This is a genomic window from Micromonospora sp. D75, assembly GCF_018070405.1.
Classification (GTDB): Bacteria; Actinomycetota; Actinomycetes; order Mycobacteriales; family Micromonosporaceae; genus Micromonospora; species Micromonospora chalcea.
Map to the genome: position 1 here is coordinate 1 of NZ_JAGPXV010000118.1, position 11952 is coordinate 11952.

At 73.3% G+C, this 11952-nt stretch carries 15 protein-coding genes and 1 pseudogene; 2 read left to right on the forward strand and 14 right to left on the reverse strand.

Annotated features, from left to right (window positions below; translation table 11 throughout):
• The 3 genes from KBX39_RS10195 to KBX39_RS10205 all read right to left on the reverse strand — a co-directional run.
• A partial coding sequence (locus tag KBX39_RS10195; RefSeq protein WP_210870185.1) for a response regulator transcription factor occupies window positions 1-373 on the reverse strand: 373 nt, incomplete at its 3' end.
• On the reverse strand, window positions 370-1524 hold the full coding sequence (locus KBX39_RS10200; protein WP_210870187.1) for a sensor histidine kinase: 1155 nt from the start codon (window positions 1522-1524) through the stop codon (window positions 370-372). The genes KBX39_RS10195 and KBX39_RS10200, both read right to left, overlap by 4 nt.
• A complete protein-coding gene (locus KBX39_RS10205) occupies window positions 1524-2360 on the reverse strand; it encodes a CPBP family intramembrane glutamic endopeptidase (protein ID WP_210870190.1) in 837 nt (278 codons plus the stop codon). Before KBX39_RS10205 ends, KBX39_RS10200 begins: the two co-directional genes overlap by 1 nt.
• 197 nt (window positions 2361-2557) lie before the next feature.
• Here KBX39_RS10205 and KBX39_RS10210 point away from each other — a divergent pair, with 197 nt between their 5' ends.
• Window positions 2558-3349: a class I SAM-dependent methyltransferase gene (locus tag KBX39_RS10210; protein ID WP_210870192.1), complete on the forward strand. Its 792-nt coding sequence runs from the start codon at window positions 2558-2560 to the stop codon at window positions 3347-3349.
• Between the two features lie 21 nt (window positions 3350-3370).
• Here the strand turns inward: KBX39_RS10210 and KBX39_RS10215 are convergent, their stop codons facing one another.
• The 10 genes from KBX39_RS10215 to KBX39_RS10260 form a co-directional block, all read right to left on the reverse strand.
• A complete protein-coding gene (locus KBX39_RS10215) occupies window positions 3371-3655 on the reverse strand; it encodes a hypothetical protein (protein ID WP_210870194.1) in 285 nt (94 codons plus the stop codon).
• A 37-nt stretch (window positions 3656-3692) separates the two neighbouring features.
• Window positions 3693-3941, reverse strand: a complete 249-nt coding sequence (locus KBX39_RS10220) for a hypothetical protein (protein WP_233514758.1) — start codon at window positions 3939-3941, stop codon at window positions 3693-3695.
• A gap of 2 nt (window positions 3942-3943) precedes the next feature.
• A complete protein-coding gene (locus KBX39_RS10225; RefSeq protein ID WP_233514759.1) occupies window positions 3944-4195 on the reverse strand; it encodes a hypothetical protein in 252 nt (83 codons plus the stop codon).
• A gap of 68 nt (window positions 4196-4263) precedes the next feature.
• Window positions 4264-4488 (reverse strand): DUF4926 domain-containing protein, encoded by a 225-nt coding sequence (locus KBX39_RS10230; protein WP_158560003.1) that lies wholly within the window; start codon window positions 4486-4488, stop codon window positions 4264-4266.
• Between the two features lie 2 nt (window positions 4489-4490).
• Window positions 4491-4964, reverse strand: a complete 474-nt coding sequence (locus KBX39_RS10235; RefSeq protein ID WP_158560004.1) for a hypothetical protein — start codon at window positions 4962-4964, stop codon at window positions 4491-4493.
• A 13-nt stretch (window positions 4965-4977) separates the two neighbouring features.
• Window positions 4978-6276: a hypothetical protein gene (locus KBX39_RS33240; RefSeq protein ID WP_312247072.1), complete on the reverse strand. Its 1299-nt coding sequence runs from the start codon at window positions 6274-6276 to the stop codon at window positions 4978-4980.
• Window positions 6273-6593: a type VII secretion target gene (locus tag KBX39_RS10245; protein WP_210870196.1), complete on the reverse strand. Its 321-nt coding sequence runs from the start codon at window positions 6591-6593 to the stop codon at window positions 6273-6275. The genes KBX39_RS33240 and KBX39_RS10245 overlap by 4 nt, the downstream gene beginning before the upstream one ends.
• Entirely contained in the window at window positions 6580-6981 is a 402-nt protein-coding gene (locus KBX39_RS10250; RefSeq protein ID WP_210870198.1) for a YbaB/EbfC family nucleoid-associated protein, read from the reverse strand. The genes KBX39_RS10245 and KBX39_RS10250 overlap by 14 nt, the downstream gene beginning before the upstream one ends.
• A 124-nt stretch (window positions 6982-7105) precedes the next feature.
• The gene (locus KBX39_RS10255) at window positions 7106-8497 is read right to left on the reverse strand and encodes a pyridoxal-dependent decarboxylase (protein ID WP_210870200.1); all 1392 of its coding nucleotides are present in this window, start codon (window positions 8495-8497) and stop codon (window positions 7106-7108) included.
• Between the two features lie 9 nt (window positions 8498-8506).
• Window positions 8507-10468, reverse strand: a complete 1962-nt coding sequence (locus tag KBX39_RS10260) for a BTAD domain-containing putative transcriptional regulator (RefSeq protein WP_210870202.1) — start codon at window positions 10466-10468, stop codon at window positions 8507-8509.
• Window positions 10469-10566: 98 nt separating this feature from the next.
• On the opposite strand from KBX39_RS10260, the gene KBX39_RS10265 reads away from it, so the two are divergent.
• Window positions 10567-11445, forward strand: a complete 879-nt coding sequence (locus KBX39_RS10265; RefSeq protein WP_210870204.1) for an alpha/beta fold hydrolase — start codon at window positions 10567-10569, stop codon at window positions 11443-11445.
• Between the two features lie 52 nt (window positions 11446-11497).
• Here the strand turns inward: KBX39_RS10265 and KBX39_RS10270 are convergent.
• Window positions 11498-11952 (reverse strand): annotated as a pseudogene (locus KBX39_RS10270) (transmembrane transport protein); the annotation flags it as partial.

Here is an 11952-nt window from a genome sequence, read left to right on the forward strand (position 1 = left end):
AGGCGACCGTGCGGCTGCCGGGCAGCAGCTGCGCCGGCGGGGCGTCCTTGAGCAGGAATCCGCTCGCGCCGGCGCGCAGCGCCTCGTAGACGTACTCATCGAGGTTGAACGTCGTCACCACCAGCACCTTGACCGGGTGGGCGATGCCCGCGCCGGCCAGCAGGCGGGTGGCCTTGATGCCGTCGAGCACCGGCATGCGTACGTCCATCACCACCACGTCGGGCCGCAGGCGGCCGGCGAGGTCGACCGCGGCTCGGCCGTCGCCGCACTCGCCCACCGCGGCCATGTCCGGCTGCGCGTCGATGATGGTGGTGAATCCGGTACGGATCAGCGCCTGGTCGTCGCAGACCAGCACCCGGATCGGCGTGGTCACGACGCGCTCCCGGTGGGGATGCGCGCCCGGACGACGAAGCCGTCGCCCGCCCGGCGTCCCGCGTCGAACTCGCCGCCGAGCAACGAGACGCGCTCGCGCAGCCCGGCCAGGCCGCGTCCGCTTCCGCCCGGACCCGCGGCGCGCGGGCCCGGGCCGTCCGTGCTGATCTCCACCGTGATCTCCCGGTCTCCATGGTGTACGTGGACAGCGGTGGGGCGGCCGTGCGCGTGTTTGAGGGCGTTCGTCAGCGCCTCCTGCACCACCCGGTACGCGGCCATCTCCGCGCCGCCGGTCACCTCCGCCGGGGCGCCCTGCTGCGTGAACTCCACCGGCTGCCCGGCCTGCCGGGTCTGCTCCACCAGGGCGTGCAGCTCGCCGACCGACGGGGCGCGTGGCTCCGTACCGTGGTCGGGGTTGAGCACGTCGAGCAGCAGCCGCAGGTCGCCGATGGCACGGCGACCGGTGTCGGTGATGGCGGTCAGTGTGGTGTCGAGGCGGTCGGGCGCGGCGGTCAGGTAGCGGGCCGCCTCGGCCTGCACCACCATCGCCGTCACGTGGTGGGTGACCACGTCGTGGAGTTCACCGGCGATGCGGGCGCGTTCGGCGGCGCGGGCGGTCTCGGCGACGTGCCGGCGGCGTTCGGCCTCGGCGACGCGGTCCTGCCGCAGCCACGACCCGGTGCCCCAGGCGAGCGCCAGCAGCAGGTAGAACGTGGTGAAGCCGACCACCCCCTCGGTCGACCCCTGCCGATCCAGCACGACCGCCAGACCGATGTACGCGAGGGAGCCGGCGAGCACCGTCGTACGGCGGCCTCGGTCCAGGTGGGCGCCCGCGCTCACCAGCGCGACGGCGAGCGCGGCGCCCGCGAAGGTGTGGTACGCGCGTACCTGGTCGAGCGCGAAGCCGAGTGACACAAGGGCGAGGGACAGCGCCGGGCGGCTGCGGCGCAGCGCCAGCGGAAGGCACTCCAGGGCGATCACCACCACTGTCAGCGCGTCGAACGGCCGGGCGGGCAGATCGCCGAGCTGCGTACCGATGCCGCGCAGCGGTGGGGTCACTGCTGCGAGCGCGATCATCAGCGCGAGCGGGAGATCCCGGACCGTGACGGGCCAGCGCCGCCACGAGTCCTGGAGCATCCGTCGGGTGATCATCAGGAGACCGTAACGCTCTCCGCCGGCGCCTCGGCCGCGCGGCGGCGCCGCGTCACGATGTGACCACGGCGGTGCGCCAGCCAGAGGAAGACCACCGTCAGCGCCGCCCCGGCAGCCACCGTGTAGAGGCTGCCCTCCGGCCCGAAGCCGCCGCCGCTGAGCAGCGTCGAACCCGACGTGGTGGCGTCCAGCAGCCCTTCCGATTCGCCGTTGCCGGAGACGACGACGCCGAAGACGCCGCCGGCGGCGAAGTTCCAGCCGAAGTGCAGGCCGATGGGTACCCACAGGTTTCGAGTCGCGGCGTAGCAGGCCGCCAGCATGAACCCGGCCTCGATCGCGATGGCGGTCGCACCCCACAGGCTGGCGTCCGGGTTCAGCAGGTGCATCAGGCCGAACAGTACGCCAGTCAGCAGCAGCGAGAGCCACGTACCGAGCCGTTCCTCGACCAGGCGGAACAGCAGCCCGCGGAACATCAGCTCCTCGGTCACCGCCGCGGCGGCCATGAACCCGACCATGCCCACCGCGCCGGACACCGAGCCGATGCCGTGTACGTGGTAGCCGCCCATGAGGGCGATGTTGCCGATGACCGCCGCGAACATGGCGAACCCGATCAGCACCCCGCGGTTGAGCCGGGCGGCCGCGCCGTTCCGGGCCAGCTCGGTGACCTCGCGACGCTCGGTACGGCGCACCACCCACCCGTACACCATGATCGCGGCCGCGGCGGTCGCGACGCCGAGGATCAGGCTGAGCCCGGCGTTGTCCTGTGCCGCGACGACCGCCAGGCTGCCGACGACACTGACCGCGACGACGGCCAGGAACTGCTTCACCACACGCATGACGATTCCTTCGGAAGGTCCGCGGCCGGAGCGCCGCGGTTCACCTGGAACGCTATGGATTCGCAGGCCGGGAAACGTCACCGTGCGGTGGACACTTGCGGGTAGCTCGCACGGGGGACAGGCTTGGCGGTCGGGCGTTAGCGTGCCCTGAGCAGAACGGCTGGCCTCGCGACGGTCGCGGCGGGCAGGCTGCCGGCATGGCGACGGGCTTCGGCGGTGAGGTGGCGACCTACTACGCACGGCATCGGCGCGGCTATCCGCCCGAGGCGGTCGACGCGCTGGCGGCAGCCTTCGGTCTCGGCCCTGACGACACCGTCGTCGACCTCGGCTGCGGCACCGGTCAGTTGAGCATCCCGCTCGCCGACCGGGTGGGCGCTGTCGTCGGCATGGACCCGGAACCGGACATGCTGGCCATCGCCCGGCGTGCCGCCCTGGACCAGGGGACCGCCAACACCACGTGGATGCTCGGCGGCGACGGTGACGTGCCCGCGTTGTCCCGGCTGCTCGGCGAGGGGAGTGTCGGTGCGCTGACCGTCGCCGTCGCCATTCACTTCATGGACCGCGACGCCCTGTTCAAGGCGGCACGGCCGTTGTTGCGCTCCGGCGGCGGAATCGCGGTCGTCACCAACGGCGAACCCCTGTGGATGCAGGACACCGAATGGTCGATCGCGCTGCGCGGATGCCTGGAGCGGATGGTCGGCCACCCGGTCACCGGAAGATGCCAGACCGACGAGGACGGGCGTCGCCGCAACCGGGAGGCGCTCGTGGGGGCCGGATATCGGTACGAGGAGACGTCGGTGCGGTACGACGCGCCGCTCACCGTCGACGACATGGTCGGCGGTGTCTTCTCCGCCATGTCCGCTGAACGTCTGCCTACTTTGCATCAACGTGCGGAGTTCGCCGCCGACGTACGCGACGCTCTCGGCGGGGTGGACGTGGTGACCGAGCGCGTCACCGTCCGGCTGCAGTGCGGGATCCTCGGCTCGTAGCCGATTCCCGACGGGATTCAGCTATGTCACCAGGCGGTAGTTGGGGATGCCCCTGGTGCGTTCCTCGATCGGGGCGGCAGTGGACCGGGCCGTCACTCCGGCGGGAACCGGAGCCCGGGAGACGTGGATGCCCTCCAGGCAGGTGTCACACCAGAAGGAGGCGTAGCCGTAGCCGGCCCCTGGGGGTCCGGTGAACACCATCCGGAGGGTTCGGTGACCGCAGTTCGGGCACTGGTGGTCGGACTCGGCGGGCAGGGCGCGGTAGACGACCTCGTAGACGTCCAGCCACTCGTCGAATGAAGCCACTAGGGGGTTCCTCCGGTCTGAGTGGTTGGTTTCTCAGCTAGCTCGCGACGAGCATGCGTTCCGGGAAGTCGCCCCGGTCGCGCCAGGCATTGACGATCTTGGCGGTGACGGCGCTGGCAGCGGCGTTGAAGTCGTCGTCCTCGACTCGTGCCTGCAACGTCTGCGGGTCGATGACGAGGATGCGATCGAACCTGTCCTCAAAACCAAACGCATACCGCACCTCGTCCGCCGGAGCCTCGATCCGACGGGCGGCCACCATCATTCCCATGTCGCCCTTTCCGACCATCCTTACTCCGCGGGCAAGCTGTGAGTCGCGGCGACGAGTTCTCGGAGATGTGCCACCACAACAGATTTCTGGGCTGTCTCCGGCAGATGCTGTTCACCCGCCGCGACCAGACCCTCGCGCAAATGGGCGACGACCTCGCGCTGGGCTTCCGGCGACAGGTCATCCAACCGGAATGAACCGAGGTTGTTGTCGACGATCTCTTGAAGATGCGCTGCGGCGTCTCTGTCAGTGAGCCGAGCGATCAGGAACTCCACGGTCCAGTCGAATAACCCTCCGGTCGCTGTCCAGTCGACCCCGGGCCGCAGAACGACGAGGCCGGCCACTACTGTGCTGCCGACTGTCCGTCGCCACCCGTGGTGTCGACCTTCTGGATCTTGTCCGGCGTCAGGGCCAGAGCACTGAGGGGCCGGCCGTCCTGATCGGCGAACTCCACCTCATAGGCGAGGTCGGGGCGGTGGAACACGCGCACGATGGCACCGACCGCTCCGGCGGGGAGATTCTCCTCAGGCACGGCATCCCTGAGTTCTACCAGCTCGTACGGGTCCACGATCAGTGGCGGAGACGGGCGAGATACTCCTGCCAGGCGTCCCGATCGACCGCGTCCGGTGACGTCCCCGAGGGAAACCAGGTGGACCCGAGATCCGGATCCCAGGCGGCGATCAGCGTGTCGAGGCCCGCCACCAGCACAGCCGGCCACAGCCGCGCCGCGGAGAGCTGCTCGAAGACGCGGCGGGCTTCACGCAGTTGGACATCCCGGTCTCTGCCCGTGTACCCGAAATCCCAGAGGATCTCATAGGCGTCCAGGAGCGACTGCTCGTCCGGAACGTCGGAGGGATAGGCGAGATAGTTGCGGGCTACCTCGCCGCCGACCTCCCCGCCTGGGCCGCACTGCGCGGGACGGCTCAAATAAATGCCTCCCTCAGGGCCGATCGAAGCTCGCAACCCGATCGCCGAGGCAATCCTGTCGGCCACCGCTTTCGGCTCCTCCGCAGCGTGGAGAAAAATGTGTTCCAAAGTCGACATGTGCGACACCAGACTAGTCGGGAAGCGTGATTATTCGGTTGTCGCCGAGGATGATGCGGACCTGGCCGGGCATGGCGCTGCCGTGCTGTCTGTGCTGACCCAGCGCTCGTGCGAAACCCCGCCGAGCCTCCTCCTCGCTCAGGTTTACCGGGCGTCCGTCGATGACCGCGTTGCCGCCGCCGGTCTGGTCGACCTGCTTACCGGCGGCCATGATGTTACGGCGTACGGCTTCGCTGCTGGAGCGGTCGAGGGTCTTGAATTCGGTCACCACGCCGGGATCGTCTGGACCGGACCGCACCATCGAGTCCGGATTCTTGAGCTTGTACAGGCTGTCGTCACGTTCCCGTGGATGGACCATGTCCCCTTCCTCGGCGAGGCGGTCACCGACCGCTCTTTCCTTGTCGTCGAACAAGCCGCGAGGGTCATTCACCTCGGGCCGGAAGTCGGCGCCGAGGGGACCATGCTGCTTGCCCGGGTCGAAGTCCGGGGGCCTCGTCGGGTGACCGTTATGGCGCCCGGGGCCACCGCTGCCAGGAGTCTTCTCCGGTCCGGCGGACGAGAGGCGGCGCAGCGCCTCCTTCAGCTTGCCGATCAGCTCACCCAGCCGCCGCATCTCCGGAATCAGCCGCCGCAGACTTGCCAGCAACCCCCGCAACAACCGCCCGATCCGCGCCGCCCACGACGCCACTGTCGTCGTCACCTGCTCCACCACCAGCGGCGTCGCCAGCCCCGCCGTGGCGACCAGTTCGGCCGCGTACACGATCAGGCGGGACACGCAGGCGGCGATGGCGTCGCGGACCAGCAGCCGCACTGCCGCGACCAGGCCGGCGGCGCCTTCGGTGATCGCGGCCATCGCCTCGGCGCCCTGCGCGAGCCCGGTGATTGCCTGCTGCTGTTCGCTCGCCCAGCGGCGGTAGCCGGTGGCGGCGGCGCCGGTCCAGCCGGCGACCTCGGTGCGTACGGCGTGGGCCAGGTCGGCGGCGTCCTCGCGCAGGGACGCGGCGACGTTACGCCAGGTCTGCGCGTGCGCGGTGATCTCGGCGGGGTCGCCGGCGAGCCAGTCGAGGGCTTCGCTGAGCGGCTTGACGTGTTCGATGAGCCAGGCGATGCCGAACTGGAGGAGGACCCCGGCCGGGTCGGACACGAGCGCGAGCGCGTCGAGGCCGGCGCTGACCACGCCGAGGCTGCCGTCGATCCAGCTGCCGGTGCGGACGCCCTGGGCGATGAGTTCGATGTCCTCGCAGATCCACACGCCGGCCCAGGGACTCGGACCGGAGTCCGCCGCGGCGGCGACCAGTGGGTTCGTGGTCACCGCCGCTGCCGTACCCGGTCGAGCAGGTCGGCGGCGTGCGCGTCGGAGGCGCGGTAGCGCTCGGCGCTCGACCGCAGCTTCCCGGCGGTGTCGCGGACCGATGTGGCGGCGGTGCCGATGCCGTCGGTGAGCGTCCGCTGGAGACCGTCGAGCAGGACCGGCATGATCGCGCAGAGCTGCCCGTACGCGTCGGCGCCCAGCCGGACGTGCTGGCCGGCCTGCCGGGCGGTGTCGATGCTGTCGGCGTAGCGGCCGAGGTGTGCGGCGTGGGCGGTCAGGTCGTCCGGGTCGACCTGGAGGCCGTCACCGGGCGGCATCCGGCATGCCCGGGTCGGGGCCGAGCCGCCGCTGGTGGGACTCGACGATCGCCTGCCCGGCCGGGTCGTCCGCGCCGAGTGCCGCGGTGGTGGCCTCGGTGAGCCGTCGCAGCAGGTCGGCGCGGGCGTCTCGGGTGACGGCGAGAATCTGCCGGGCGGTGTGTGCGGCGGAGTGCTGCCGGACGCGTTCGTCCAGCCGCAGGTCGGCGAGCAGCCCGGACGAGTCGACGGTGACCTCGACCAGACCGTCGGCGCTGCGCGCGGTGCCGGTCAGCGCCTGGGTGCGGGCGGACAGGTCGCGGGCCCGTGCCGCCCGGTCGGCCAGGGACGACTCCCATTCGTCGAGCCGGCGTGCCGCCGCGTCCAGCGCGGCCTCGTCCGCCCACATCACGACCCTCCCCAGGGGACAGTGGTGAGCGCCACGCTACCAACCGATCGCGCTGCGTGTGTGCCCCGCCGAGGCATGTGAAGCGGTTCGGCCAGGCAACTGCCGCCGCGGCCGGTAACCGTCCTCAGTGAACCATGTCGCCGCCGTCCCGGTGGGCCACGCGGATGATGGCCGCCACCGACCGGTCCACGTCCGCCTCCGTCGTGGTCGCGTTCGACACCGAGATCCGCATCAGCCGCCGCCCCCGCCACGTCGTCCCGCCCACCCAGCACGTCCCGTCCACCTGCGCGGCGGCCACCACCCGGTCGGTGCGCGCGTCGTCGCCGAACCCGACGAGCACCTGGTTGAGCACCACGTCGTTCACCACCTCGAACCCGGCTCCGGCGAGCCCGTCGGCGAACCGGCGCGCCAGCGCGCAGCACCGCTCGACCAGCGCGCCGACGCCGTCGCGGCCCAGCTCCCGCAGGCCCGCCCAGACCGCGAAACCCCGGGCGCGGCGCGAGGACTCCGCGGTCAGGTCCGCGCCCGCGGGCACCCCACCGGAACCCACGAGGTACGCGGCCGCGAGCGACATGGCCGCCGCGTGCGCGTCGGGCCGAGCGCAGAACACGAACGCGCTGTCGTACGGCAGGTTCAGCCACTTGTGGCCGTCGCAGGCCCACGAGTCGGCGTTCTCCAGCCCGTCGACCAGGTGCCGGGTCGACGGGCTGGCAGCCGCCCACAGCCCGAAGGCGCCGTCCACGTGCGCCCAGCCGCCGTACCGGTGGACCAGGTCGCAGGCCCAGCGCAGGTCGTCGCACGCGCCGGTGTTCACGTTGCCCGCCTGCAGGCAGACGATGGTCGGGCCGGGACCGGCGTCGCGCAGCGCCGCTTCCAGGGCGTCCGGGTCGATCGCGCCCTGCGGGCCGGTCGGCACCGCGTGCAGCGCGTCGGTGCCGAGGCCGAGCAGGCGCAGCGACCTGTCGATGGTGGCGTGCCGTTCGGCCCCGGCGAACACGCGTACCGCAGGTGCGCCGGGCAGGCCGCGCCGCTCCACGTCCCAGCCGGCGTCGGCGAGCACCTGGTGGCGGGCGGCGGCGAGCCCGGCGGTGTTCGCCGCCTGCGCGCCGGTGACGAAGCCGACTGACGCGGTCGCCGGGATGCCGAGCAGGTCCTTCAGCCAGCCGCCGGCGGCCGTCTCGGCGGCCACGGCGGCGGGGGAGGTGACCGCGTTGAACGCGATCTGGTCCCAGCCGACGGCCAGCATGTCGGCGGCGGTGGCGGCGGGGGAGGCGCCACCGACGACGAAGCCGAAGTAGCGGGGACCGGCGGTGGCGACCAGGCCGGGTTCGGCGGCGGCCACCAGGTCGGCGAGGACCTGCTCGGGCGGGGTGGGCGCGTCCGGCAACGGACCGGCGAACGCCTCGGTCAGCGCGGCCTGGTCCACGGGTACGCCGACCGGCCGCTCCGGCAGCGACAGCCGGTAGTCGGCCGCATGGTCGGCGGCGCGCCGGAACAGGTGCCTCAGCTCGTCCATCGCCGCACCCTAGCCCCGGTCGCCGCTCCCTTCGAGGGCGGCGTCGAGGCGGTCCAGGTGTGCGGCCACCGGCCCGACGGTGAGCAGACCGCTGCCCGCCCCGGCCACCTCGCCCGCCGCCGGGACGAGCGCGTCGCGCGCCCGGAGCGTCGCGTCCCGGTCCCCGAGCGCCACAGCGGCGCGGCCGGTGAGGCACCACAGCGCCTCCTGCAGCAGGTCACGCGGCGGCGCCGGGGTGCGGCGCAACGCCCTGGCTGCCTCGTCGCGCCGGTCGGCGGCGAGCAGCAGCAGCGGGCGCGTCCAGGGCGCGTACGGGCCCCAGTCGGTGTCGGCCGGGAAGTCGGCGGGCCGGTCGTGCCACACCCGCAGGCACAGCAGCGCCAGCGGCAGCAGGCCGCGCTCCACGCCGGGCATCCCGCAGCCGGCCAGCCCGGTCGCCCACGACCGGTACGCCGCCTCCGCCTGCGGGTACGCGGCGCCGGTGGCGGCGGTCCGCATGGCCCGGTAGCCGCCGGTGAACACGCCGACGAGGGGGCTCTCGTGCCGGGCGGCGAGCCGGTCCGCCGCGTCGGCGTGCGCGTCGGCGGTGGTGAAGTCGGCGAGCGCGCTGCGCGCCTGCACGCGGATCAGGTGCCCGAGGATCTCCACTGTGGCCAGGCCGTGCCGGGCGGCGAGCGCCACCAGTTCCGCGCCGATCCCGTCCCGCTCGGCGGCCAGCCCGGCCCTGTGGAACGTCTGCATGTAGACACCGTTGAGCGCCTGGGCCAGCAGCGCCGGGCCGGCCACCCGTCGGGCGATCGCCTCCGCTTCCCGCGCGGCCTGCGCCGGGCCGGGTGCCGTCGTACCGCGGGACTCGATCGCGACGGTGGCCAGCAGCCGGGCGCGGGTCGCCTCCGGCGCGTCCGGGCCCAGCCCGGCCAGGGCCCGCTGTGCCGCCGCGACGACCCGGGCCGCCTGCGCCGGGTCGTCCGAGCGGGTCCAGATCGCGGGTACGTCGTATCCGCCGATCACGCGCGCGGTGAACTCCGGGTCGCCCAGCTGCTCGGCGGCGGTGATGGCCGCTTCGCGGTGGTCCCGGGCGGCCTCCAGTCCGCCCGGCCCGGTCACCGCGAGGCTGCGCAGCAGGCCGACAGTGGACTCCAGCCGGGCCCGCGCGCCGGGCACCACGCTGCGCTCGTACGCCGCGGCGGTCTCGGCCCAGACGCGCGCCGCGCCGGTCGGTTCGGGTTCGGTCTGGCGCAGCAGGTCGGTCTCCAGCCGCCGCAGTCGGGGTCCGGGGTCCAGCCCGAGCTGGTCGCGCAGCAGCTCCCGGGCGCGGCGCAGCACGGCGAGCGCGTCGGCCTGCCGCCCGGCGCGGTAGAGCGCCGACGCCAGCAGCGCCCACCCGTCCTCCCGCCACGGGTACGCGGCGACGTGCGCGTCGAGATCGGGTACGGCGTCGGCGGCCCGGTCCAGCGCCAGCAGCGCCTCGGCCCGCCGCTCCACGGCGGTGAGCCGGATCTGGTCGAGCCGGGACCGTTCGGCGTGAGCCCACGGCTGGTCGAAGTCGGCGTACGCGGGCCCGCGCCACCAGCCCAGCGCCTCGTCGAGCCGGTCGAGCGCCGCTCGGGGCAGCGCGTCGGCTGCCGCGCTGACCGTGTCCTCGAACCGCCAGGCGTCGACGGCGCCCGGGTCGGCGCGCAGCGCGTACCCCGGTCCCTCGGTGACCAGCAGCCGGGCCGCCTCGCGTGGCGGACGGCGCGGTTCCAGGCGGCGGCGCAGCGCCGCGACGAACGTGCGGACCGCGCCCACCGCGCCGGCCGGCGGGTCGTCCCACAGGTCGTCGACGATCTGCCCGACCGGCACCACCCGGCCCCGGGCGGCGACCAGCCGGGCCAGCACGGCCCGGTGCCGGGGCCCCTTCAGGTCGACCGGCTCACCCGCGTCGTCCCAGGCCGTGACCGGACCCAGCACACCGAAACCGACAGGCACCGACCCCTCCTCGACCCGGGCCACCGTATCGCGCTCATCGGTTGCTCATCGGGCGCCGCCACGCTGGTCAGGTACGACGAGACGAAAGAGGGATCGAGATGAGCACCACCATCGCGGGATTCGACTACCAGCGCGTTCCGGTCGCCGAGGGCGTGGCGCTGAACGTGGCGGTCGGCGGCTCCGGCAGCCCGGTCGTGCTGCTGCACGGCTTCCCGCAGACGCATCTGATGTGGCGGCACGTCGCCGCCGACCTGGCCGGCGAGCACACGGTGATCTGCCCGGACCTGCGCGGCTACGGCGCCAGCGACAAGCCGGCCGCTGCCAGCGAGGACACGTACAGCAAGCGGACCATGGCCGCCGACGTGGTGGCGGCGGCCCGCGCGCTCGGACACGAGCGGTTCGCGCTCGCCGGGCACGACCGGGGCGCCCTGGTGGCGGTCCGGGCCGGCCTCGACCACCCGGACACGGTCACCCACCTGGCGTCGCTCGACGTGCTGCCGACCCTCGACATGTGGGACGTGCTGCACGGCGTGCACGCGTCGGTGGCGTTCCACCTCTACCTGATGGCGCAGCCGCCCGGCCTGCCCGAGCAGATGATCGCGGCCAGCGCGGACGCGTTCTTCGGGCACTTCCTCGACGCCTGGGCGGGTGACCCGGCGGCGATGCCGGCGCAGGTGCGCGCCGAGTACCTGCGGGCCTCCGGGGAGGCGGTCGACTCGATCGTCGCCGACTACCGGGCGTCGGCCGGGATCGACGTGGCGCACGACCGGGCCGACCGGGACGCCGGGCGGCGGCTGGCCATGCCGGTCACCGTCATCCAGCAGGACTGGGGTGCCGCGCTGGGTTACGACGCGGCGGCGGTGTGGCGGGCCTGGGCGCCGGACCTGGAGCACCGCACCACCACCGCTGGGCACTTCATGGCCGAGGAGGCGCCGGGCGAGATCGCCGAGGCGCTGCGCGCGCTGCTGAAGCGCTAGGTACGGCGGTCCGGGCGCGCGCCACGCGCCCGGACCGGCCGCCCCCGTCCGCTCAGCCGGCCCGTCTCCGGACGTGCCACAGGCCGAGCGCCGCCAGCAGACCGGCCGCGCCGAGGTGCAGCGCCAGCTCGATCCACTGGAACGTCCAGAACCGGTGGTTCGGCTGGTAGGCCAGGTCCACGTGCAGGTCGAGCTTGCCGAGGCAGACCGCGGTGTCGCCGAACGTGCCGGTGGCGCCGGTACGCGGCGGGTCGCGGAAACAGGTGCCGAACACGGCGTCGGAGAGCTGCCGTCCGTCGGCGGTACGCAGCGGGCTGATGTCGGTGACCCAGGCGCCCGGCACGTCCAGTCCGCCGACGACCGGCGAGCCGGTGATGCTGCCGAGGTTGCGGGCCCGGTTGACAGTGTCGGCGGTCACCGGCACGGTGACCCGCTCCGGCGGCAGGTAGTGCGGGCGCAGCAGGTTCGGCACCGCGAGCTGCGCCAGCACCACGGCCAGGAACACCA